Below are 23,732 nucleotides of genomic sequence, written 5' to 3' on the forward strand. Positions count from 1 at the left end.
TCGTTTTTGGTCTCCATATTGAGAATAATTTCATCACATATCACAACCCTGCCTATATTTTATTTAAATTTGGGGCTCATTTTTTATTATGGCAAAAGCAACGAAGAAAGAAACCCCGTTAATGACGCAGTACAATACCATAAAGGCGAAATATCCTGATGCGCTTTTGTTATTCAGAGTAGGAGACTTTTATGAAACCTTCGGGCAGGATGCTGTAAGAACATCCCAGATCCTTGGAATTGTTCTTACCAAAAGAGCCAATGGGGATGGGCATATAGAGCTGGCGGGATTCCCGCATCATTCCGTAGATTCCTATTTGCCAAAACTGGTGAGAGCCGGAATGAGAGTTGCCATCTGTGATCAATTGGAAGATCCGAAAATGGTCAAAGGAATAGTTAAGAGAGGTGTTACGGAGCTTGTAACCCCCGGAGTTACTTTCAACGACCAGGTTTTAAATTCAAAAAAGAACAATTTCTTGCTTTCCCTTCACAAAGAAAAAGAAAAGTACGGGATTGCCATGGTGGATGTTTCTACCGGTGAATTTTTGGTTAGTGAGGGGAATTTAGACAAAATTCTTCATATCGTTAATACTTTTGATCCCAGTGAAATCGTATTTCAGAGAAGCGTTCAATTGCCGGAACAGCTTAAAAATAAAAGTGCCTTTAAGCTTGAAGACTGGGCGTTCCAGTATAATTTTGCTTATGAAAAACTAACCTCTCATTTTAAAACCAATTCTTTAAAAGGTTTTGGAGTCGAAAACTTCCCGCTTGCCATAACCGCAGCAGGAGCTATTTTCGCTTACTTAGTGGAAGATACCCACCACAACCTTCTTGCGCATATTACAAAGCTTCAGATCATTCCGCAGGAAGATTACCTGATGATGGATAATTTTACATTAAGAAACCTTGAAATTGTATATCCAAGCAATCCGCAGGGGAAATCGCTGCTGGATATTATAGATAAAACATCTACCCCAATGGGTGGAAGGCTCTTGAGAAGAAGAATTATTCTTCCTTTAAAATCTGTAGACGAGATTATGAGAAGGCTTTCCCTAATTGATTTCCTGAATGAAAATGATCATTTAAAATACGAGATCTGCCAACTGTTGAAATCTATCTCGGATCTGGACAGGCTGATGGGGAAACTCGCTGCTGAAAAGATTTGTCCAAAAGAGCTGGGATATCTGCGTCAGAGTCTGATCAATATTCACCAGATTAAAGCATTGCTTCATCCTCATGCCGATGTTATGGCTTGGTTAGAGCCATTATTTGATATGGAAGAACTGATCAAATTTTTACAGAATCATTTGAACGAAGAGCTTCCGGTTAATCTTTCAAAAGGAAATACCATTAAAGCCAGTGTTTCCGAAGAGCTGGACCATTTGAGAAGCCTTCAAAGCAAAGGCCGTGGTTTTCTGGATGAAATGTGCCAGAGAGAAATCGAAAGAACGGGAATTTCAAGCCTTAAAATTGATTTTAATAATGTTTTCGGGTATTATATAGAAGTAAGGAATGCTCATAAAGATAAGGTTCCAGGTGATTGGCTGAGAAAGCAGACCCTCGTGAATGCAGAACGCTATATTACAGAAGAGCTGAAAGAATATGAAAGCCAGATCCTGGGAGCAGAAGAAAAGATAAGTGTACTGGAAAATGAGCTGTACAGAAATGTATGTGCTGAAACTATGGTCTATATGGATCAGATCCAGGGAAATTCCAATATTATTGCGCAGCTTGATGTAGCTGCAGGATTATCGGAACTGGCTGTTTCTGAAAGTTATACAAAACCGGTGCTTAATCAAGGGTATGCTATTGATCTTAAAGAAGCAAGGCATCCCATCATTGAAAATGCTCTTCCTTTAGGCGAAAAATATATCCCGAATGACATCTTTTTAGATAAAGATTCGCAGCAGATCATTATGGTGACAGGGCCCAATATGGCGGGTAAATCTGCCATTCTGCGGCAGACAGCTATTGTATGTCTTTTAGCTCAGATAGGAAGTTTTGTTCCTGCAAAACATGCCGAGATCGGAGTTTTGGATAAAATCTTTACAAGGGTAGGCGCTACGGATAATATTTCTGCAGGAGAATCTACCTTCATGGTGGAAATGAACGAAGCGGCTAATATCCTCAATAATATTTCAGAACGCAGCCTGATCCTATTGGACGAGATTGGAAGAGGAACATCCACTTATGATGGGGTTTCTATTGCATGGGCAATTGCAGAATACCTTCACCAGCATCCTACACAGGCAAAAACACTGTTTGCAACGCATTATCATGAGCTGAATGAAATGACGGTGAATTTTGAAAGAGTAAAGAATTTCCACGTTTCCATACAGGAGAACAAAGGGAATATTATCTTTTTAAGAAAACTGATTCCCGGGGGAAGTGAGCATAGTTTCGGTATTCATGTAGCGAAACTGGCGGGAATGCCTGCAAAGGTGGTAAACAGAGCCAATGAAATTCTGAAAACCCTGGAAGCTAGCCGTTCGCAGACCACCAGTACTTCTGAAAGTATTAAAAGAGTAACAGAGGAAAATATGCAGCTTTCTTTTTTCCAGCTTGACGATCCTGTTTTGGAGAACATCCGCGAAGAGCTGACGAAAATAGATATCAATACTTTGACACCTATTGAAGCTTTAATGAAGCTGAATTCGATAAAAAAAATGATTGGAGGTTAGCTCCAATCATTTTTTTTATTTTAACAGCAATATCCGTCTCTGCCTTTCGGTCCGACAATCATAAAATGACTGCTTACCCCTCTGAGTTTGCATAGATCTCCTGAACATGAAGCAGCGCCTCCGTTGATTTCTTTCAGCTCTTTTTTCGTGAGCTTTCTGTTTTGGATGTTTGAATTTTTCATATGATTCTGATTTAATTAAATACTTAACAGCAATACCCGTCCTGAACGCCATAAACACCATACAATTCCTCTCCGGTTGCCGGATCAATACAGCTTACGACTCTTGGACAGACAGGTCTTTTTCCACCACTGATTTCTTTCAGTTCATTTTTTGAAAGCTTTCTTTTTTGAAAATCTGATTTTTTCATAATAATTTTAATTTGGTTGAAGCTAATTTACAAATTTTCATTCAATTCAATGTGCGGTGATTAATAAAATAATGTTAAAGTTGCTGATAAAGTAATAGTTAGTGAAATGAGAAGTAATATCAAATAATTTCTTACGGCAACATTTTTGTATACTTTTCATTCCTTCATCAAAACGGATAATAAATGTAAGGCAGTTATTTTCAATGACAATTAATCACTATTTTTGAATCATGAAAAATGTATTAACCCTATTGGCTGTATTTCTATGCTTTACGGCTTCTATTGCCCAGCAGGCAGAAGTATCTTCCTTGAAATATGAAGATCTTGAAAAGCGCATTCAAAAAGAGAATGATAAAATTCTGGTTGTCAATTTCTGGGCAACTACCTGTGCGCCATGTGTAAAAGAGCTTCCACATTTTATGGAACTCAACAATAAGTACAAGGATAACCCGAAATTTAAAATGATCCTCGTTTCACTGGACAGACAGATTGATAAGGACAGAGTGGTGAAGTTCATCAAAAATAAAAACCTTACTGCAGAAGTGGTGCTGCTGGATGACAATAAAAGGATGAATACCTGGATCCCCAGATTTGAAAAAAACTGGGATGGAAATATTCCTGTCACCATCTTCTATAAAAAAGGAGAAAAAGTATATTTCAATGACGGCGAAATGAACAAAGAAGACCTGGAAAAGACAATCAACGATAATTTACAATAAAAATAATATGAAAAACCTGAAATTTTTAATGTTGGCATTTATTGCCGGAATCGGGCTGCTGAGCTTTACTTCATCAGGCCTTGATAAAGATTCGGTACGGAAAGAAAATACTTCCGGTTCGAAAGGGTACGAAGTCGGAGATGAAGCAGCTGATTTTAAACTGAAAAATACCGACGGAAAAATGGTTTCCTTAAGTGATTTTAAAAGTGCAAAAGGATTTATTGTCGTTTTCACCTGCAATCACTGTCCCTATGCTAAAAAATATGAAGATAGAATTGTTGAGCTAGATAAAAAATTTAAAAACCAGGGTTATCCGGTTATTGCCGTTAATCCGAACGATCCTACTATACAGCCTGAAGACGGTTACCAGCAAATGATTGAGAGAGCCAAACAGAAAGGTTTTACGTTTCCTTATCTGGTGGATGAAGGACAGAAGATCTATCCTTTGTACGGAGCCACAAAAACACCCCACGTCTTTGTTCTGCAGAAAGAAAACGGAAAGAATATTGTAAAATACATCGGTGCTATCGACAATAACTACGATAACCCGAATGATGTATCAGAATATTACGTTCAGGATGCTGTAAACGCCCTGATCAAAAATGAGCCTGTAAAAATGACAAAAACAGTAGCCATAGGATGTACAATTAAAGTAAAGAAATAATATATTTGCCTTAGGTGTTATAAGATCGGTATTCTGTGAATGCCGATTTTTTATGAGCAAAAAAAAAAATTGCCTTATCAAATTGAGGAGTGGGTTTTAGCCTGCTTAACAATAATCAGCCTCTACAAGGTTTTAGCCAAATTAAAAAAAACAAGATGAAATTCAGATTCAGTTTAAAGTATTTTCTTCTCACCATCTTCATTTTCCTAACCGAAGTTTTAATTGCCACAAAACTGGCCAATATTTTCTTTGTAAGAGCCTATTTTGGTGATGTTATCGTTGTAATCCTGCTTTATACCTTTGTCAAAAGCTTTGTGAAGATGAACGATAAAAAGCTTATTCTTGGGATTTTAGTTTTTTCCTGCCTTGTAGAATTTGCGCAATACTTCCATATTGCAGAAAAACTAGGCTTCCGTCCTGGAAGCCTGATGTATATTGTTATTGGAAACTCTTTCTCATGGATTGATATCCTTTGCTATGCTGTGGGATGTATGCTTCTTTTCCTTTGGCTGAGACTTAATAATTTGAAAAAAAAGGAGGTTATTGCAGATTGAATATCAAAGGCTGTCTCATGATGCTTCTGATTTTTTTGCCATTCTGTTCAGCAGGAATCCATAAGGTTTTTACCATTTTAAGTGTTCTCAGAAATTCATTCTTTACCATTGGATGTTCATAGGATTCTATTTTGATACCCACCATTTTTCCTTCCGTATCCACAATAAAAGTAGCAACCACTTTTGCACTCATGATTCCCGCTTTTACCAATGGAGCCGTTTTAAAATTCTTTAAAATCTCATTGACAAATGCCCGGTGTCCTCCCGGAAACTCTGCAGTTTTGGTTGGCTGGGATACTGCTTCTACATTTGATTTTACACCCGGAACTACTGTTGAGTCCTTTTGAGCAGCAATTGAAACGGTCCAAAATAATAAAATAAAAAACAGATACTTTCTCATTACTTCACTATTATCTTCCGAAACTGTCGTATTTATCCTCTGCATATTTGATGAAACGGTTCAGCAATGCCACATTGTCTTTTTCAATTAAGGAAAGCTCTTTGTCTACATTGCTAGAAACAGGAATGTACCAATCTGTCTGCTCAAAGAAATGTCTGTAAGTTTCCTTTTTAAAAGAATAGCCATGTCTTGCAAAAACAGCATTTTTGATGATCTCAAGATCTATTTTGCGTAAATTTTTCAGGTCTTTTTCGGTAAGTTTCTGCTTAGAGGCATTCAGTTTAAAGATCGCTTCAGAAGCCACTCTGTTTTTAGAAGTCGTATAGCTTTCAGTCTTTCCGGTTTCTTCATCCGTATATTTTTCTACAAAATCCTTCGGATTTGACCAATCTACTAAGTCAGAATCCTTATCCAGCATGAAATTCGGATTATAAACAAATTCTTTCTTAGATATTTTAATCGTTTTTAAGGGGGATTTTACAGCTGTTTTATTAAATGCATTCCATTTTCCCGTAATACTGTCTCCGCTTAATTTCACTTCAAATCTTCCGTCTGTTTTGTCATTTCCGGGCTCATCCAAAACAAAAGATTTAGTACTTTCATTAAATATCCCTCTGAAAGGGCGCTGATTTCCATTCACGATGCTTTGTCCGTAAACACTGTCTTTGGTAATTCTATTGATCTTCAGAGAAATTCTCTTATTGACAAAATCCTCATATTCCTCGCCATCTTCAGAAGTAATCATTTCTTTTCCGGCGAAATCGCCCATATAAATTCCGTAATATTCTTTATAGATCTCAGGAACTACAGCAGAATCCTTTTTTGCGATTACGGAATCCTTTCCTGTTTCAGTAATTTTTCCATCTTTCTTACAGCTTAGCAAAGAAACCGCGAGTAAAGAGGCAAGAGTGTAATTTAAAATTTTCATAGATGTTTTTTTGTGATTAAATATTCAATTAAAAAGATATTCGGAATCCAGCCCAGCCATGCAATGATTTGATAAACATCCATAGGATTGGGGTGGAATAAATATACAATAATTACTTTCCAGATTCTTAAACTAAGAGCAGATAAAGTGAGTGCAAAACTACGCCACATCCACTGCTTGTGTTCTTTAAACTTTTTTTGTCTTGCAGATTGATAGGCTTTGTAGGTAGTAAACCACCACAGAGAACCTAAAATAATGAAGGAAACCTTAGAAAGAAAACCTCCATTGGCAAAAATTCCCATATAAATTCCTGACGGTGCAGCCAGGATCAGAATTAAAAATATATAGACCTTACCAATATTCCTGTGAAAGCTTTTTAATCCGAAATCTTTTCTCAGGATCGCCAGAAATCCGGAAAACAGTACAAAAATACTGGTGTAAACATGTGTATAAAAAAACGTAAGATATTCCGGTCTGTCTATTACTTCCGTTTGTTTAATCATCAGAAAACTCACATTGGGATTAAATGGAATATATTCTAGTGTAATTTTAAGCATGAGCCAAAAAAAATATCCAAACCCCATAATTAAAAGAGCTCTAAAAAAGGGAGAAGTATGTTTTTGGAACGTAGACATTTTATTTAATCGAAATTAAGTATAAAAGGCAGATTATACCAGGTCAGCACCTGATACCCTTTGTATTCTGCAGGAGTCCATTTTGTTTTCACAGATGTAATGGCTCTTTCCACCTCTCTATTAAATTCTACGTTTTCGCCTGTTACTGTAATTTTTTCAATATCACCATTAATATTAACTGCGAATCGTGCATTAGAATGTATTTTTCCTTTTACTCCTTTTATGCGGTTTGCTTTTATTTTTGATGCTACCGTATTGCTGAATGCAGCAATGCCTCCGGGATATTCTGCTGGTTTAGCATCTTCCGGAACATACTTAGAACGGTCTTCCGGTGAAGTTTTTACAGTTTCCTGTGTTTGCGAAAATACAGTTGCCGAAATTAATAATAAACTGAATAAAATTATTTTTTTCATCATGATAAGCTATTTAAATGTTGTGCAATTAGCCATCCTTCACTCCAGCATGCCTGGAAATTGAAACCTCCCGTCACCGCATCAATGTTCAGAACTTCTCCGGCAATGTGGAAATTCGGTAGAAGTTTAGAGGACATGTTTTTGAAGTTAATTTCCTTTAAATCAATGCCTCCAGCGGTTACAAACTCGTCTTTAAAAGTTGATTTTCCTGTGACCTTCAGTTTTTTCCTGCAAAGATTTTCAAGGATCTTCTGCATTTCTTTTCCTGAAATATTGGACATCTGCTTATTCAGGTCAACCTTTGAAACTTCTAATATTTTCTGCCAGAACCTGTTGGTGATATCAAATATTTTAGATTGGCCGATTGTCTTTTTCGGGTTGGACTGTTTGAAGTTGTGGAAACTTTCTTCTGCTTCATCCAAAGTAGTTGAAATAAAATTCACTTCAATTTCAAAATTATATTTCAATCTCGCCAGGCTTAAGGCTTCCCATGCTGAAATTTTTAAAACGGCAGGTCCCGAAAGCCCCCAATGGGTGATCAGTAAAGGACCGCTTTCTTCTGTTTTAAGGGAAGGAATTGAAATTTCTGCATTTTCAAAGCTCGTTCCGGGAAGATCTTTAAGTAAGTCATCCTTAATATTGAATGTAAAAAGTGATGGAACAAGAGGAATAATCTTATGGCCCAGATTTTCAACAATCTTTAGTGATTTTGGGGAACTTCCTGTTGTATAAACGATATAATCCGCTTCAAAATCACCTAAACTTGTTTTAACAAGATATTTGTCGTCCTGTTTTTCAATATCTTTTACAGAGCATTTTGTTTTGACCTCTGCTTTTTTATTCTGAATTTCATGCAGGAAAGTATTGATAATCGTCTGTGAGGAATTGCTTTCCGGAAATGTTCTGTTATCATTTTCAATTTTCAAAGAAACATTACGCTGATCGAACCACTCCATAGTATCTCCCGGCTGAAATTTTGTGAAAACACTAAGTAATTCCTTATTGCCACGGGGGTAAAACTGAACCAATTCTTTTGGGTCGAAACACGCATGCGTCACATTGCAGCGGCCACCGCCTGAAATCTTTACCTTCTGAAGCACATCCGAGTTCTGTTCCAGGATGATGATTTTGTATTTTTTTTCGTCAAGATTCGATGCGCAGAAAAAGCCTGCGGCACCGCCTCCGATAATAATGATCTGTTTCATGTAATGGTAATCCTATGCTGAAGATTATATTTTTCAAAAGTACAATTTTTATAAACCATCTTATTTGAGTAATTTTGAAGAATATAATTTAATCATACTAAAAACGACTTTTACATGATTTTTTACCATAAATTCGAAGTACGCTGGAGTGATCTTGATGCGAACAAGCACTTAGCCAATTCATCATATGTACAGTATTGTGCACAGTCCAGAATGGCCTTTATGACCAAAGAAAAAATGGGCGTTACCCAATTGAGCCGATGGGGGATCGGTCCGGTGATCATGCATGAAAGATATTCTTTCTTCAAAGAGATCTATGCAGACCAGACGGTTATTGTAAGTCTTGAGATTGACGGATGTTCAGAAGATTCTTCCATCTACAGGTTTGTTCATAAATTCTATACCCCAGATGGAATACACTGCGCAACTGCTGAAGCTACGGGCGTATGGATCGATATGATGCTGAGAAAAATGACAACCCCGCCGGATGATGTGGTAGAAGCAATGAATAAATATAAAAGCCCGGAAACGGTTGTAATGACCAGAGAAGACTTTAAAAAACTTCCTTTCCGTCCGGATAATGTAGATCCCGCAGAATTTACTAAATAAGGTTCAAAGTTCAGTGTTTGATCGTCAATACATTGAACATTTTACAAAAAAGAAAAAATTATGTTTGAAGATAAATCACAGGAACTGACTCCAATCTCTAAATTAGGAGAATTCGGGCTTATAAAGCACCTTACCCAGCACTTTCCGATTTCCAACGAGTCTTCGGAACTGGGAGTGGGAGACGATGCCGCCGTTATTAATCCCGGGAATAAAAAGGTAGTTCTTACCACAGATGTTCTTGCAGAAGGCGTTCACTTTAATTTAGGCTATGTTCCTTTAAAACATTTAGGATACAAGGCTGTTGTAGTGAATCTGAGTGATATTGCCGCAATGAATGCTGTGCCGACACAGATTTTGGTTTCAATGGCCGTCTCCAACCGTTTTCCGGTAGAAGCTTTAGAAGAAATCTACTCAGGAATCCAGGCTGCCTGTGCAAGATATAAGGTAGATCTGATAGGTGGAGATACCACAAGCTCCAATTCAGGCTTAGTGATGAGTATTACTGCCGTAGGAATCGAGAATGATGAAAATATTGTAAAAAGAAGTGGAGCTAAACCCAATGATCTGCTGGTAGTAAGCGGTGATCTTGGTGGTGCTTATATGGGACTTCAGATTCTTGAGAGGGAACACGCTGTTTTCCTTGCAGATCCCAATATGCAGCCTGAAATGGAAGGTTATGATTACATTCTGGAAAGACAGCTTAAACCTGAAGCAAGAACTGATGTGAAAACAATCCTGGAAGAATTGGACATTAAACCCACTTCTATGATCGATATTTCTGACGGTCTGGCTTCTGAGATCCTTCATCTTTCTGACCAGTCCAAAACAGGATTCAGACTGTATGAGGAGAAAATCCCAATGGACAGTCTTACCATTTCCACGGCAGATGAAATGAATCTTAATCCCGTAATGACAGCATTAAGTGGGGGCGAAGATTATGAGCTTCTGTTCACCATTTCTCCGAATGATTTTGATAAAATTAAAAACCACCCGGATTTTACTATTATCGGGCATGCTGTTGAAAATGAAGAAGGTAATTATATGGTGGCAAGAGGATCCAATCAATTGGTTCCCCTTACGGCACAAGGCTGGGATGCTTTTTTAAATAACCAGCAAAACGGATAGGCTTATAATTAATTTTGAATATTGTAAAAAACCACAGCACTTTTGCTGTGGTTTTTGTTTATTTGATGAGGTAAAAATTTGTGATATGAAATATATAAAATTCATCTTACTGTTTCTTGTTTTTATTGGATCCATCCTGTATATAACTAAAAAAGGGGCAAAAGAATACACCGATACCAATGCCGTTTTAAAAAATGGAGTTGTCTTTGAAGGGACTGTTACGGATATAAAAAGATCTCATAATCATGGTTTTGGAGTATTGTCTGTCAATGTTTCTAACTCAAATGTAAACGAATTTTCAAAAGAATTAAAACACGGAATATATCCTTACCGCATCAAAGGTAAAAAAGCGGAAATTTATTTGCCGATCTATATTGAAAGAGAAATTGGTGACCGTATTAAATTAATTTCTGACCGGGAAATTATTTACTATAAAGGGAAAAAATCCGAAGATAAAGGAGAAGTTTATATTATTACAAATCCTTCAGATATAAATTTCGCTAAAGAAAATGCAATATTTAATAAGGAATAAAAAATGAATCCATCAGAAAAAAATATCCCTGTCCATCACCTCACTTCTGAACAGTTTCAGCTGATGACACTTGATACTGGGCACCCGGAGAATTTTAATGATATTCATAGGCACAATTTCTTTGAGATCATCTGGTTTAATGAGGTAAAAGAAGACAGCAGTCTGGAACTGGATTTTGAAAAGCACCCTCTTAGGAATAACCAAATTTGTATCATTGCACCTGGACAGGTATTCAATATGAAACTGAGAGGTGAAAAAGGCTATGTTCTTGCGGTAAGCAGAGAGATTTTTAAAGAAGCCTGCGATATAGAAACAATTCTCACGGGCGGAACAGCACCTTTTACCTTAGATTTACAAAGCGGAAAAACCTGTAACACGATTATAAGACTAATGGAAGAAGAATATCATACTACTTCCAGAATCAATCTGCTAAAAACCTATCTGAAGGCTTTCTGCATCGTTATTACAGAACAGATCAGCCTTCAGGACCCTATGATTCATGACAGACAACGGATTCAGGAGCTGATCAAGCTAATAGAGGAACATTATATTGCTCAGAGAGAGACTCCTTTCTATGCAGATCAGTTAAAGATCAGCACTCACTATCTCAATGATATTGTCCGTTTTTCCAGAGGAACGACTGTGAAAAAAATGATCGCACAGCGGCTGTTGCTTGAAGCGAAAAGAGAGCTTAGTTTTGGGGCGTTAACTGTTAAAGAAATTGCTTTTAAACTGGGATTTGGGGATGCTTCCTATTTCTCCCGTTTTTTCAAAAAGCATAGTGGACAAAATCCTGAGGCTTTCAAATGTAAAAAAGATTAATCTTCAAAATGTTCAGTTTAAAGGTTTTAAAATAGACAATATTTTAAAGAATAAAAAAATAATCTTCACTTTGTGCTGGTATCCCTTCAGTTATTGTATTGAAAGATATTGCTTTTTAAAAGACTTTTGCAGGCAGAAAAATCGCTTATGCGGTTAAGTTCTGATTTTACCCTGTTTTATGAAAAATTTAAACATCGTAGTGTTTATCCTGGCACTGCTCAACACTTTGGAATCACTGAGTATAGACCTTTACCTGCCCGCATTCCCCAATATGGCACAGATCTTTCAAACTGATATCGGACATATTCAGATCTCAATTTCTGTGTTTTTTGCAGGATTTGCCTTCGGACAGTTACTTTGGGGACCATTATCTGACAGAACGGGACGTAAACCAATGCTGTATTGTGGCCTTTTACTTTTCATTGTTGGAGCTGCAGCCATATTTTTTACAGAAAACATTTATGTATTGTGGGCAATGCGTTTTCTGCAAGCATTCGGAGGAAGCGCAGGCATTGTGATAGGCCGTGCCATTGTAATTGATCTTTATGATAAGAAAAGATCCGTTGCCATTTTCTCTCAGCAATCACAGATCAGTGGTATTGCTCCAATCATTGCTCCTTTACTGGGAAGTGTCTTCCTCAAATTCTGGGGATGGAACAGTTCCTTTGCTTTTCTCGGGATATTAGGACTCATCACCTTTTTTATGGTTTATAAATATGTCCCTGAAACCAATTCAAGAGCTTCTTTGCCTGATACCAGTGAAGATGAAAAAAGGTTAAAGGATCATCTTAGAATGATTATTTCCAATAAAGAATTTATTAGCAGCACAATGATCGGAAGTATAGCATTTGCCTCTCTGATCATCTACATATCCAATGCTCCGTTTTTGTTTATGAAACTTCACGGATTTTCGAGTGGCACTTTTAGTTTGATTTTTGGTTTTAATTCATTGGCCTTAATAACGGCGGCCTATCTTACTCCTAAATTAATAAAAAGAATAAGAGCGACACTAAGCTTTTATTGGCAGCTACATTCTTACTGCTGGCGGCATGCGGGCTTCATATCATTATATCAGCTACAGATCTTTCCGTTGTCCTCGAAATTATAATGCTTTATCTCTCATTGCTGGCTATAGGAATTCTGTTTCCTATTACTTCAGCTCATGCCTTGTCTCCTTTTAAAGAAGGGCGCGGGACAGCGGCAGCTGTAATGGGATTTATGCAACTGATGGTTACTTTTGTACTTTCAGGAATCGCAGGACTTTTAGAAGCAGATTCTATTATGCCGATGGTTATGATACGGGCAAGTATTGCAGTGATATCGGTCTGGTTTGCTTACCACTCATTTAAAAGTAAGCAACCTTCTACAGAATCCTTGGGAGAGGAAAGTCCGCAAGAGGCTATTTAAACTAAAAAAACAGAATGCAGTCTTATTAGATTATCCTTCTATTTTTCCGCTTGGTCATACTATTTATACACTTAATCAAGTAATTTTTGCGAGCAGGCCTCAAAGGTCTCTCTTTGCATAAAATTTAAATTATGAAGAGAAATCTTTTGGCAGCAGCCTATTGCCTGGTGGGATATTGGGCGAGTGCCCAGTCGGGAATAACTGCCGAACTTAAAACAGAATATATTCCTTTTTCCAGTTATATACGTCCGGAAGACAGTGTGAAAACCAATTCCAAAAGTAACTTTAAAAGAGCAGATCTTAACCTCAGCATTCCATTGTCAATGAAAAAAGACAGTAGTGGAAGAATAAAAGCCTGGTCACTTCTGCTGAGTGGGTCTTATGCAAAAATGGCGCATAAAGATTACGAAAGACAGCTTTTTCCTGATCAGATGCTGAATGCACAAGCCGGAATCCAGCACATGAGACCCTTAGGAAAAAAATGGAGCATGATGATGACCGCATCCGTAGGAGTTTATACTGATATGGAGCAAATAAGTTCTGACGATATTCTTGGACAGGGTGGAGTTTTATTTATCAGACATTTTAATCCCAATTTAGCGCTGGGAGGAGGTCCGGTATTGACAACCGCTTTCGGGGTTCCGATGATTCTTCCGTGGATTTATTTCGACTGGAAAACAAACGGAAAAATTAAATTTAACATCAACTTCCCGGAAGGAATGGAAGCCGGATATCTGTTCTCAGAGAAATTTGCTTTAAAAGCCGTCGTAAACCTGAGCGGAATGACGGTAGAAAGAAATAAAGACGGAAAATCCATGCTATTGGGTTACCAACAGATTACAGCAGGAATCCGTCCGGAATTAAAGCTTAATGATAAACTCAGCCTTCGGCTTACAGGGGGAACCGCATTATTGAGAAGTTTCAGTGAAAACGACAGGAAGATCAAAAGTATTTTCAAAGACAAAAAAATAGATGATCCCAAATTTGCCACTACATTTTATGCAGCCGTATCGTTAAGATGGAATTTACCTTAAGGGATTAAGATGGAAGATGGGGGCGGGGAGATGGAAGTTAATATCCAGCGACTATTTACTTCTAGATTTGATTATTTACATCCTTGTAGATTCAAATGAAAAAGGCAATCATTTAATTTCGACTGCAATAGCTTCCCTCTTCCAGCTTCCTTCTTCCTTTCTATTTACTAATAAGCTTCTTATACACCACCTGATTGAGCAACTCCTCTTTTCGGGTACGGGAAATAGGAAGCTCCGTTTTATTGATGAACAGACGGCCGCCTGAAATCATATCAATGTGGATAATGTTGATAAGGAAAGATTTATGGATCCTGAAAAAATGCTCCGATGGCAGAGATTCTTCAATCGCCTTCATCGTTTGATGGATCACCAGGGATTTATCTTTAAAATGAAGTTTCGTATAATTCTGCATACTTTCAATGTATAAAATATCAACCCAGGAAACTTTGATGAAGCTGTCAGACTGCCTTACATAAAGAAAAGGATCATCATAAGGAGAATTCTTCTTCAGCTTTTCGGAGACAATAAACTGCTGCTGAGCCTTATTGACAGCCTGGTAAAAACGGTTAAAAGCAATCGGTTTCAGAAGGTAATCTACAACCTGCAAACGGTATCCTTCCAACGCATATTCCGAATAAGCGGTTGTCAGAATGCACAAAGGCGGATTTTCCAGCTGTTCCAGGAATTCAAGCCCCGTCAGATAAGGCATATTGATATCAAGAAATAAAAGATCAATTTCTTTTTCCTTTACGATGGTATCTGCTTCCAATGCGGTGGCACAGGTTCCTTCAACTGATAAAAAATCAATCTGGTCTGCCAGTTCTTTAAGGTGGAATCTTGCCAATGGTTCATCATCAATGATCAGGCATTTCATTTTTGGAGTATTATTGTTCATTGCTGTCAGATAATTGTAAGGTTAAATTGACTTTGTACACATCGTTTCCTGATTCAATTTTGAGATTATGGCGATCCGGATATTGCAGTTTCAGACGTTTTTGTACATTCTGAAGACCAATTCCGCCTGAACCTTCCTTCTTTTTATAGCCCGCAATATCAGAGTAGGAATTTTCGGCACAGAATAATAGGAAACCGTCTTTTTCAGTACATGATATCCGCACATAACCTTTGTGCCCCGGCAGCCGGCAGACATATTTAAAAGCATTCTCAATGAAAGGAACCAATAGGAGTGGAGCAATAAATGATGCTGTATTTTCGGTTTTCCAATCCGATTGTACTTCCAGCTCATTTCCCCATCTTAATTTTTCTACTTCAACGAGGTTTTGCAGGTGTTCAATATCCTTATTCATCGGGACAAGGTTTTGGTTACAGTGGTAAAGCTGGTAACGCAGAATATCCGAAAATTTAAGTAAGAGATAATCTGCAAGCTGAATATCTGTCCTCATCAGGATATGAATATGGTTCAGAATATTGAAGACCACGTGTGGATTGATCTGGTCCTGCAACAGTTTGAGCTGATTTTCCAGATGAGCCTGCTGAAGAAGGATATGATCACGTTCTATCCTTCCGTGTTCCTGATAAAATTTGATTCCGCAGGTAGATCCGTTGATAAGAAATGAAGCGGGGAGTGCCAGATAAAATCCCTGCCATAAAAAGGGAAGATGATCAATAAAGTGATCAGGGAGCTGATTTTTGGAGTTAATTTCAATATAAGTGAAAATTAAAGAATATATAAAACTCAGTAAAAGAATAACTCCTGTAGCCTGGAGCAGAAACAGCTTCATTCTTTTTTGGCGTAACGCTTTTGGGAGAAGTTTTACAGTAAGAAAATGAGTAAACACAACTGAGGTAATAACCAAGGCAATGGTTTGTAACACAGAGGAGATTATATCAGAATTAGCCTGAAAATTAATATATACAGCCGCTGCAAATACAAGCCAGAAAATGGTGACAAAAATATATTCTCTTAAAATAAATGGTTTGGTCATGGAGAAAGTAAAGTAGATTTATAAAAAATTAGAAACTGCAGGGGCACAGTTTCTAATAAGTAAAGATAATTTAAGTTTTTAGAATAGGAAATAGCCTATTCCCAATGTAAAACTGTGGGGTTTCGATTTAAATTCTTTACTAATGCTTGAAAGTCCGGTTTCATACCTAAGATCTACAGTGAAGTTTTTGTAATCCGCTCCAATGCCTCCTGTAATCCCGATATTCGATTTATCAAAACTTTTGAAGCCTTCCTGAAGAGCTTTGGATGTAGATATATTGTTTTTAAAGGCATAGCTGTAAACTCCACCCGCAAAGGCTCTTACATTGAAGTCTTTGTTGTTGATCAGTTTATAACCGATTACTACCGGAATGTCAACAGAACTCCATGCCAGCTTTGGAGAACTGCCATCCTTGGTATCAAATGAGGTCTTTCTTTTGTTGAATAAAGCTTCCCCCTGTACATAAAGGCTTCCGATATCCATTCTCGTCATAATTCCTCCCTGATAGCCTAAGCCATATTTTCCTTCCAGTGTGGAAGATGCTGTTGAGGTTTTTGTAAAGCTTGTTCCTGCCTTGATCCCGATGTGGAATGCCGGAGTTTGTTGTGCCTTTGTTTCAACCGAACAAGTGATACATAATAAAAGTGAGCTTAGCGCTAAAATCTGCTGTTTCATAAATTGTTGTAATAATTTGATGCAAAACAACAACTATCGAAAGCGGATTAAAACTTTATTTGATGAACCGCATAAATACTTTGACAAGTATCTGTTTTCAGCAGAAAATAAAAAATCGGAAGACTTTGCTTCCGATAAGTGTTATTTAAAAAGGTTCCTCTTCACAAATGGTTGGAGGAATACATCCGCCGGGACCACCACCAGTATTGCCTCCTCCTACAGAAATACATTTCCCCGGACTTCCATCATCATACATTTCACAGGCTCTTCCATAATTACAGTCACAGTCTGTCCAGCAGTAGGCAGATTCACCGTTCATGTGGCAGCCACTTCCTCCTGCACCAAGGATCGTGGAAAGGTCTTTTCTCAAAAGTTTTTTCATTTTTCTCATAATAATTCGATTGTTAAAAAGTTAATGGTTTGATGTATAAGTAAATATACTAAAAAAACAGAACCGTTCCATCAAAGAGAAAATACAGAAAAAAAACAAGTAAACTATTCGGGAAATAAACAGATAATGCTGAAATTTTCCACGGCACTAATCCACCCGCTTAATCAAATCAATCAACGATTGATTCAGCCTTTGCTTTCTTAAAATCAACGCCATCATTATCAATCTTTGCGTTAAAAAAATCAATATCTGAATCAAATGACAAGAAAAACCGCTGCTTAAGCAACGGTTTATTTATTATTTACTGAAATTTAATTGTAAAGGAAGACTCACTATGGTAAGAACAGGTCTCTCATTGGATTCTGCCGGCTTCCATTTGCCCTTATCCCGGATGCGGTAAAAAGCAGCTTCAATAAACGCATTCACAGCTTCGTTGTTACCTTTTACCTTGGGTTCATAAACATTCCCTTTAGAGTCTACAATAAACTTTAAGGTGATCTTATAAGGATTGACTGCAAAATTCAGGAAAGAAAGATCAACTGCTTCATTTAAAAGCTTTTGAAAAGCTACCTTTCCACTTACATATTCTGCTTCTTTAGTGATCTTTGGAGCCATTGGTGGTGGGACATCCGTTATTGCTTTTTTATCTTCCTCAGAAATTTTCACCAAAGCATTTTTGTATGCTGCTATTTTTTCTTCCGTAAGAATCCACTCCTGCTTAGTTCTTTCATCATTGGGCTTAGGATATTTATTATACAGAGCCTTTAATTTCCTTTCATAGCGGGAATCGGCCTTCTCGAAACCGGAAATCTGCGCGCTGCTGAAAGCAAACATCAGGATGAATGCTAATGCTGAAAGTTTTTTCATCGCAGTTTAGGCTTTTACAATATTAATGATCACTTCAGTAGCTTTTTCCATGCTTTCTAAAGCAACATATTCGTAAGGTCCGTGGAAATTCATTCCTCCTGCAAAAATATTAGGGCAAGGAAGTCCCATGTAAGACAGCTGTGCGCCATCTGTTCCGCCTCTGATTGCTTTTATTTTCGGTTCAATACCGGCTTCCTTCATTGCTTTTGCGGCAAGATCAATGATGTGCATTTTACCTTCAAACTGCTGCTTCATATTTCTGTACTGTTCCTTGATCTCCACTTCTGCAGTTCCTGCACCATGTTTTTCATTGAATTCAGCAACTTTTTCTTCTAAGTATTTCTTTCTGGCTTCAAATTTTTCTTCATCATGATCACGAATGATATATTGAAGTTTAGCCTCAGAAATATCAGCTGTAACATCCATTAAATGATAGAACCCATCAAAGCCTTTAGTCGTAGCCGGAGTTTCATTTGCAGGAAGTAAGTGTATAAATTCAGCTGCCAGAAGTGCTGCATTGATCATTTTTCCGTAAGCATAGCCTGGATGAACGCTCAGTCCATGGATTTTCACCACAGCGCCTGCGGCATTGAAGTTTTCATACTCCAATTCTCCCACTTCGCTTCCGTCCATTGTGTAAGCCCATTCAGCACCGAATTTAGCCACATCAAATTTATGCGCTCCTCTTCCGATCTCTTCATCCGGTGTAAACCCTACGGCAATTCTTCCGTGCTTAATTTCCGGGTGGGCAATAAGATATTCCGCAGCCGTTACAATTTCTGCACATCCTGCTTTGTCATCTGCACCAAGAAGCGTGTTCCCATCTGTAGTGATCAGCGTTTGTCCGATATATTGTTTTAAACTTTCAAATTTTGAAGGAGACAGGGTGAATCCTGTCGTCTGGTTCAGAACAAGATCACTACCATCATAATTTTTCCAAACCTGAGGTTTTACATTCTCTCCGCTGAAATCCGGTGAAGTATCATAATGCGAAATAAAACCAATGGTTGGTCTGTCATCATTATCCAAGTTGGAAGGTACATATCCCATAATATAACCATGTTCATCTATCGATACATCTGCTAAACCTATTGTTCTAAGTTCTTCTGCAATATGATTGGCAATGTCCCACTGTCTTGGGGTAGAAGGCGTTGCTTCGCTTTCCGCATCGCTGGTTGAATATATCTTTACATAAGTGAGAAAACGGTTCATTAGTTTCTCTTTCCACAATGGGTTGAATTCTATTGTACTCATCAATCTTAAATTTCCAACAAATATACAATGTAAATTATTCAAATCAGGATTTTAACGCATCTTTCTGGTGTGGTTCAGCCTGCAATTGGGATTGATTTCTTTTATCTCAGATACCAATTTCTATAATCAAATAAATTATCATAACTTGCGTGGATTATGATGTCCAAACGTTGCAAATATGCTTTGAAAGCAATGGTTAGATTGGCAAGAAACTACAATCAGGGATTTTTGTCAACCACTATTATTGCACAGGATGAGAACATCCCCAAAAAATTTCTGGAGCAGATTCTTCTTGAGCTTAAAAGAGCCAAACTGGTCAACAGTAAACAGGGTACAGCAGGCGGTTATTACCTGCTCAAATCTCCCGATGATGTATCGCTGGCCGATATCTATCGCATTTTTGAAGGCCCAATTGCTCTAACGCCTTGCATATCAATTAATTTTTACGAACCTTGTGACGACTGTGTTGATGAAGCAACCTGCTATCTCAGAAATGAGCTCATCATTGTAAGAGAGAAAACCCGCAAAAGTATGATGGAAGCTACACTGACTTCCTTTATAAAAAACGGATAAAAAATTTTTTTAATTTTAAATCCTACTAATTTGGTAGAATTACTAGGATTTATATATATTTGCACCAGTTAATATCAAATTAGAATGGAAAATAATCTGAAAACAGACTTCGATAAACTTCTGAATGAGGCTTCTGCAGGCACATTCGATGCAGAATTTTTACGGGTTCTGGCAGACCGGTTTTCTGGAGAAGTGATCTTTTCTACCAGCTTCAGTTATGAAGATCAGGTAGTTACTCACCTCATCAAAAACCTGAATATTGATGTTTTTACTTTAGATACTGGACGACTTTTTGAACAGACGTATGAAACCTGGACCTCATCCCGGGCTTTCTTCAAAAAAAATATAAAAGCCTATTACCCGGATCCGGAAGTCCTGCAGCAATTTGTTTCAGAAAATGGGCCGGATTCTTTTTATCAGTCTGTAGAAAAAAGAAAGGCCTGCTGTAATATCAGGAAGGTGATTCCTCTGAAAAAAGCCCTTCTGGGATATAAAGTTTGGATCACCGGTTTGCGGTCTGAACATTCTGCAGGCAGAGGGCAAATGCCACAACTGGAATGGGATCCGGATCATCAGATCATCAAATTCCATCCTATCCTTCACTGGACCACACAACAAGTGACAGATTATGTACAGAAATATCATTTGCCTTATAATCACCTCCACAAAAAAGGATTTGTAAGCATCGGATGTGAACCTTGCACCAGAGCCATCAAAGAAGGTGAAGATTTCAGGGCCGGCCGGTGGTGGTGGGAAGATGCCGATAAGAAAGAATGCGGCTTACATGTTCATCAATAAAAAATATACTATGTCATTATATCAGTTAAATTATTTAGATCAGCTAGAGTCAGAGTCCATTTATATCCTCAGAGAGGTTGCAGGACAGTTTGAGCGTCCGGCTTTGCTATTCAGTGGTGGAAAAGACAGTATTGTTCTTGCACATCTGGCAGCAAAAGCATTTCCCTACGGTAAAATTCCTTTCAAGTTTGTTCATGTAGATACAGGACACAATTTTCAGGAAGTTTTAAGCTTTAGAGATCAACTGGCAAAAGAACTGAATGTAGATCTGGTAGTCCGAAAAGTAGAAGATACCATCAATAAAAGAAAACTGACAGAGCCGAAAGGAAAGTTCCCAAGTAGAAACTGGCTGCAGACCTTCACATTACTGGATACTATTGAAGAATTTGAATTCGATGCATGCATTGGCGGAGCCAGAAGAGATGAAGAAAAAGCCCGCGCAAAAGAAAGAATTTTTTCTGTTCGTGATGAATTCGGACAGTGGGATCCAAAGCTTCAACGACCTGAATTGTGGAATATTTTCAACGGAAAAATTCAGAAAGGAGAAAATGTAAGAGTCTTCCCTATAAGCAACTGGACTGAGCTTGATATCTGGAATTATATCCGCAGGGAAAATATAAGCCTGCCATCTATTTATTTCTCGCACGAAAGGGAAGTGGTAGATCTTAACGGTCATTGGATCGCCAATTCAGAGTTCGCCGTTCTTGAAGATCATGATATTGTAAAAACAAAAAGGATCCGTTACCGCACCGTAGGAGATATGACGTGTACCGCGGCCGTAGAGTCCGAAGCTTCCACGGTAGACCGGGTTATTGAAGAAATTGTGGCCACCAGAATTTCAGAGAGAGGAGAAACCAGAATAGATGACAAAGTCACCGAAGCGGCAATGGAAGACCGTAAAAAAGGGGGCTATTTTTAATGGGTAATGAACAATGAGTAATAAGCAATATATAATGCACAAAAATAATCAATCGGGAATATATTACTCATTACCAATCACTCATTACTCATCATTGATTATCAATCATTTATAATTAAACAATCGTGGATATATTAAGATTTATAACAGCAGGAAGTGTAGATGACGGGAAAAGTACCCTCATCGGAAGACTGCTTTACGATAGCAAAAGTATCTTGCAGGATCAGCTGGAAGTACTGGAGAAACACTCCAAAAACAAAAATGAAGATGGTGTGGATCTGGCTTTGCTAACTGATGGTTTGCGGGCAGAAAGAGAGCAGGGAATCACCATAGATGTTGCTTACCGCTACTTTTCCACCTCAAAAAGGAAATTTATCATTGCAGATGCGCCCGGACATGTTCAATATACCAGAAACATGATCACCGGAGCATCCAATTCCGACCTGATGGTTATTCTGATCGATGCCCGGAAAGGAGTAATTGAACAAACCAGAAGACATTCCATTATTGCTTCTTTGCTTAAACTGAAAAAGGTAGCTGTTGCGATCAACAAAATGGATATGGTAGACTATTCAGAAGATATTTTTGAATCCATAAAAGCAGACTATGCAAAAATTGCAGAAGGTCTTGGCCTAAATGACGTTACCTACTTCCCTATCTCAGCTTTGAAAGGAGACAATATCGTTTCCCTGTCGTCCAGTACGGATTGGTACCAGGGCAGCTCGCTTCTCGATTATCTGGAAGAAGTACAGCTGGATCAGGAACAGAACAGCGGAAGCCGTTTTCAGGTACAATATGTCATTCGTCCGCAGATTGAGGAACTCCATGATTTCCGTGGCTATGCAGGACAGATTATTAGCGGAAGCTTTAAGAAAGGAGATAAAATAGCGATACTTCCGGCGGGTATTATTACTGAGATTGCAATGATAGAAGTCAATGGTAGTGAGGTTCAGGAAGCCTTTGCAGGGCAACCCGCATTATTACAGATCACGGAAGATATAGACATCAGCAGGGGAGACCTTTTTGCATCAGCAGAAGAACTTCCCCATGTTGAAAAAGAAGTGGAAGTATTACTGTGCTGGCTGGATCATAAAGCTCTGCAACCAGGCAATAAATATCTGATTCAGCATCACAGCAGACAGTTAAAAGCAGTGGTGAAGCAGGTGGATTATAAAATCAACGTTAATACACTGGAACAGGAAGCAGCAGAAGGAGAAATAAAGCTTAACGAAATTGCCAAAGTCACCATAAAAACAGCACAGCCTTTAGTATTTGATGATTTTATAAGCAATAAAAAAACAGGATCGGCCATTTTAGTGGATGAAACGTCTAATGCAACCGTTGCAGCCTGCATAATTCAATAAAAATGAAAATTTCAGATCAGTTTATTCATAAGATACTCGAAAAAAAGCAGATCAGTTCCCATGGGTTTTTTGACAAAACCGATATGGAAACATGGGTAAGAGAATTGTACAATGTCCTTTTTCTTCCACAGCAAATTAATAGCGGTGATCAACTGAAAACAGGATTTGAAGAACTGCAGAAAGGTCTCTTTGATTTGATTAAAAGTATGAAAAATGATGAGGTTTTTGCTCAAAATGAGTCCAATAACTTCTTCCTGGCTTTGCCGGAGATCTATGATAAATTAATTCTTGATGCTGAATCTATTTTAGAATTTGATCCTGCTACAGGGTCTTTAGAAGAGATTCTACTTTCGTATCCGGGCTTTTTTGCAACCTATGTGTATAGAATTTCGCATCAGCTCTGGATTCAGGAAATAAAAATATTGCCGCGTGTCATTTCAGAATATGCACACAGCAGAACAGGAATAGATATTCATCCCGGTGCGATCATTGGAAAGCATTTCTTTATTGATCACGGAACAGGAATCGTGATCGGAGAAACGACAGAGATAGGCAATCATGTGAAAATATACCAGGGAGTGACGCTTGGAGCGCTCAATGTTTCAAAAGATAAAGCCAATAAGAAAAGACATCCCAATATTGAAGACTATGTTATCATCTATTCCGGTGCAACGATTTTAGGAGGCGAAACAACGATAGGCAGAGACAGTATCATTGGAGGAAATGTATGGATCACACAAAATGTCCCTTCCAATTCCCTGGTTTATAATAAAAGTGAAATAAAAATAAAAGATAACGGACCGCTTCCAGAATCTTTAACATTTGTGATTTAAAACAAAAAACAAAAT

Annotated in this window: 29 protein-coding genes; 16 read left to right on the plus strand and 13 right to left on the minus strand. The window is 38.0% G+C overall.

What is annotated here, in order from left to right; genetic code table 11:
* Positions 1-88: 88 nt before the first annotated feature.
* Positions 89-2,680 (plus strand): DNA mismatch repair protein MutS, encoded by a 2,592-nt coding sequence (gene mutS, locus QF044_RS18510; protein ID WP_307270459.1) that lies wholly within the window; start codon positions 89-91, stop codon positions 2,678-2,680.
* Positions 2,681-2,700: 20 nt separating this feature from the next.
* Here mutS and QF044_RS18515 read toward each other — a convergent pair whose 3' ends face one another.
* Both QF044_RS18515 and QF044_RS18520 read right to left on the minus strand, forming a co-directional pair.
* Positions 2,701-2,862 carry a bacteriocin gene (locus QF044_RS18515; protein WP_307270460.1) on the minus strand — a complete coding sequence of 54 codons (162 nt, stop codon included), beginning with the start codon at positions 2,860-2,862 and terminating at the stop codon, positions 2,701-2,703.
* Between the two features lie 23 nt (positions 2,863-2,885).
* Positions 2,886-3,050 (minus strand): bacteriocin, encoded by a 165-nt coding sequence (locus tag QF044_RS18520; RefSeq protein WP_307270462.1) that lies wholly within the window; start codon positions 3,048-3,050, stop codon positions 2,886-2,888.
* Between the two features lie 230 nt (positions 3,051-3,280).
* Between QF044_RS18520 and QF044_RS18525 the strand changes: the two genes are divergently transcribed.
* The 3 genes from QF044_RS18525 (at position 3,281) to QF044_RS18535 (ending at position 4,987) form a co-directional block, all read left to right on the plus strand.
* Positions 3,281-3,769 carry a TlpA disulfide reductase family protein gene (locus tag QF044_RS18525; RefSeq protein WP_307270464.1) on the plus strand — a complete coding sequence of 163 codons (489 nt, stop codon included), beginning with the start codon at positions 3,281-3,283 and terminating at the stop codon, positions 3,767-3,769.
* Between the two features lie 7 nt (positions 3,770-3,776).
* Positions 3,777-4,433 carry a thioredoxin family protein gene (locus QF044_RS18530; protein WP_307270466.1) on the plus strand — a complete coding sequence of 219 codons (657 nt, stop codon included), beginning with the start codon at positions 3,777-3,779 and terminating at the stop codon, positions 4,431-4,433.
* A 155-nt stretch (positions 4,434-4,588) separates the two neighbouring features.
* Entirely contained in the window at positions 4,589-4,987 is a 399-nt protein-coding gene (locus QF044_RS18535; protein ID WP_307270468.1) for a DUF2809 domain-containing protein, read from the plus strand.
* Here QF044_RS18535 and QF044_RS18540 read toward each other — a convergent pair.
* The 5 genes from QF044_RS18540 to QF044_RS18560 form a co-directional block, all read right to left on the minus strand.
* Entirely contained in the window at positions 4,974-5,432 is a 459-nt protein-coding gene (locus QF044_RS18540; RefSeq protein ID WP_307270470.1) for a hypothetical protein, read from the minus strand. The two genes, QF044_RS18535 and QF044_RS18540, sit on opposite strands and share 14 nt — an antisense overlap.
* Positions 5,398-6,315, minus strand: coding sequence for a YARHG domain-containing protein (locus QF044_RS18545; RefSeq protein ID WP_307270472.1), 918 nt, complete (start codon positions 6,313-6,315; stop codon positions 5,398-5,400). The genes QF044_RS18540 and QF044_RS18545 overlap by 35 nt, the downstream gene beginning before the upstream one ends.
* The gene (locus QF044_RS18550; protein WP_307270474.1) at positions 6,312-6,872 is read right to left on the minus strand and encodes a DUF2306 domain-containing protein; all 561 of its coding nucleotides are present in this window, start codon (positions 6,870-6,872) and stop codon (positions 6,312-6,314) included. The genes QF044_RS18545 and QF044_RS18550 overlap by 4 nt, the downstream gene beginning before the upstream one ends.
* Positions 6,873-6,955: 83 nt before the next feature.
* Positions 6,956-7,366 (minus strand): hypothetical protein, encoded by a 411-nt coding sequence (locus tag QF044_RS18555; RefSeq protein WP_307270475.1) that lies wholly within the window; start codon positions 7,364-7,366, stop codon positions 6,956-6,958.
* Positions 7,363-8,568, minus strand: a complete 1,206-nt coding sequence (locus QF044_RS18560) for an NAD(P)/FAD-dependent oxidoreductase (protein ID WP_307270477.1) — start codon at positions 8,566-8,568, stop codon at positions 7,363-7,365. The genes QF044_RS18555 and QF044_RS18560 overlap by 4 nt, the downstream gene beginning before the upstream one ends.
* Positions 8,569-8,682: 114 nt before the next feature.
* Between QF044_RS18560 and QF044_RS18565 the strand changes: the two genes are divergently transcribed.
* The 7 genes from QF044_RS18565 (at position 8,683) to QF044_RS18595 (ending at position 14,097) form a co-directional block, all read left to right on the plus strand.
* Positions 8,683-9,177: a thioesterase family protein gene (locus tag QF044_RS18565; RefSeq protein WP_307270479.1), complete on the plus strand. Its 495-nt coding sequence runs from the start codon at positions 8,683-8,685 to the stop codon at positions 9,175-9,177.
* A gap of 60 nt (positions 9,178-9,237) precedes the next feature.
* Entirely contained in the window at positions 9,238-10,302 is a 1,065-nt protein-coding gene (thiL, locus tag QF044_RS18570; RefSeq protein WP_307270481.1) for a thiamine-phosphate kinase, read from the plus strand.
* Between the two features lie 85 nt (positions 10,303-10,387).
* The gene (locus QF044_RS18575) at positions 10,388-10,834 is read left to right on the plus strand and encodes a hypothetical protein (protein ID WP_307270483.1); all 447 of its coding nucleotides are present in this window, start codon (positions 10,388-10,390) and stop codon (positions 10,832-10,834) included.
* Positions 10,835-10,837: 3 nt separating this feature from the next.
* Positions 10,838-11,656, plus strand: a complete 819-nt coding sequence (locus QF044_RS18580) for a helix-turn-helix domain-containing protein (protein WP_307270485.1) — start codon at positions 10,838-10,840, stop codon at positions 11,654-11,656.
* Positions 11,657-11,834: 178 nt separating this feature from the next.
* Positions 11,835-12,764, plus strand: a complete 930-nt coding sequence (locus QF044_RS18585; RefSeq protein ID WP_307270487.1) for a multidrug effflux MFS transporter — start codon at positions 11,835-11,837, stop codon at positions 12,762-12,764.
* Entirely contained in the window at positions 12,764-13,063 is a 300-nt protein-coding gene (locus QF044_RS18590) for a hypothetical protein (protein ID WP_307270489.1), read from the plus strand. Before QF044_RS18585 ends, QF044_RS18590 begins: the two co-directional genes overlap by 1 nt.
* Before the next feature lie 131 nt (positions 13,064-13,194).
* Positions 13,195-14,097 (plus strand): DUF6268 family outer membrane beta-barrel protein, encoded by a 903-nt coding sequence (locus QF044_RS18595; RefSeq protein WP_307270491.1) that lies wholly within the window; start codon positions 13,195-13,197, stop codon positions 14,095-14,097.
* A gap of 160 nt (positions 14,098-14,257) precedes the next feature.
* Here the strand turns inward: QF044_RS18595 and QF044_RS18600 are convergent, their stop codons facing one another.
* From QF044_RS18600 to pepT, 6 genes are all read right to left on the minus strand, one after another.
* Entirely contained in the window at positions 14,258-14,992 is a 735-nt protein-coding gene (locus QF044_RS18600; protein ID WP_307270494.1) for a LytTR family DNA-binding domain-containing protein, read from the minus strand.
* Positions 14,982-16,043 (minus strand): sensor histidine kinase, encoded by a 1,062-nt coding sequence (locus tag QF044_RS18605; RefSeq protein WP_307270496.1) that lies wholly within the window; start codon positions 16,041-16,043, stop codon positions 14,982-14,984. The genes QF044_RS18600 and QF044_RS18605 overlap by 11 nt, the downstream gene beginning before the upstream one ends.
* Positions 16,044-16,121: 78 nt before the next feature.
* Positions 16,122-16,718 (minus strand): porin family protein, encoded by a 597-nt coding sequence (locus QF044_RS18610; RefSeq protein ID WP_307270498.1) that lies wholly within the window; start codon positions 16,716-16,718, stop codon positions 16,122-16,124.
* A 145-nt stretch (positions 16,719-16,863) separates the two neighbouring features.
* Entirely contained in the window at positions 16,864-17,100 is a 237-nt protein-coding gene (locus tag QF044_RS18615; protein ID WP_307270500.1) for a hypothetical protein, read from the minus strand.
* A gap of 306 nt (positions 17,101-17,406) precedes the next feature.
* Entirely contained in the window at positions 17,407-17,976 is a 570-nt protein-coding gene (locus tag QF044_RS18620; protein WP_307270502.1) for a hypothetical protein, read from the minus strand.
* Between the two features lie 6 nt (positions 17,977-17,982).
* Entirely contained in the window at positions 17,983-19,230 is a 1,248-nt protein-coding gene (pepT, locus tag QF044_RS18625) for a peptidase T (protein WP_307270504.1), read from the minus strand.
* A gap of 156 nt (positions 19,231-19,386) precedes the next feature.
* Between pepT and QF044_RS18630 the strand changes: the two genes are divergently transcribed.
* From QF044_RS18630 to epsC, 5 genes are all read left to right on the plus strand, one after another.
* Positions 19,387-19,803 (plus strand): Rrf2 family transcriptional regulator, encoded by a 417-nt coding sequence (locus tag QF044_RS18630; protein WP_307270506.1) that lies wholly within the window; start codon positions 19,387-19,389, stop codon positions 19,801-19,803.
* A gap of 84 nt (positions 19,804-19,887) precedes the next feature.
* Positions 19,888-20,601, plus strand: a complete 714-nt coding sequence (locus QF044_RS18635) for a phosphoadenylyl-sulfate reductase (RefSeq protein WP_307270508.1) — start codon at positions 19,888-19,890, stop codon at positions 20,599-20,601.
* 10 nt (positions 20,602-20,611) lie between these two features.
* Positions 20,612-21,520 (plus strand): sulfate adenylyltransferase subunit CysD, encoded by a 909-nt coding sequence (gene cysD, locus QF044_RS18640; RefSeq protein WP_307270510.1) that lies wholly within the window; start codon positions 20,612-20,614, stop codon positions 21,518-21,520.
* A gap of 125 nt (positions 21,521-21,645) precedes the next feature.
* Complete coding sequence (locus QF044_RS18645; RefSeq protein ID WP_307270512.1) at positions 21,646-22,884, plus strand: sulfate adenylyltransferase subunit 1; 1,239 nt, start codon at positions 21,646-21,648, stop codon at positions 22,882-22,884.
* Between the two features lie 2 nt (positions 22,885-22,886).
* Entirely contained in the window at positions 22,887-23,717 is an 831-nt protein-coding gene (epsC, locus tag QF044_RS18650) for a serine O-acetyltransferase EpsC (protein WP_307270514.1), read from the plus strand.
* The last annotated feature ends 15 nt before the right edge of the window (positions 23,718-23,732 follow it).

It is taken from the genome of Chryseobacterium sp. W4I1 (genome assembly GCF_030816115.1).
Lineage (GTDB): Bacteria > Bacteroidota > Bacteroidia > Flavobacteriales > Weeksellaceae > Chryseobacterium.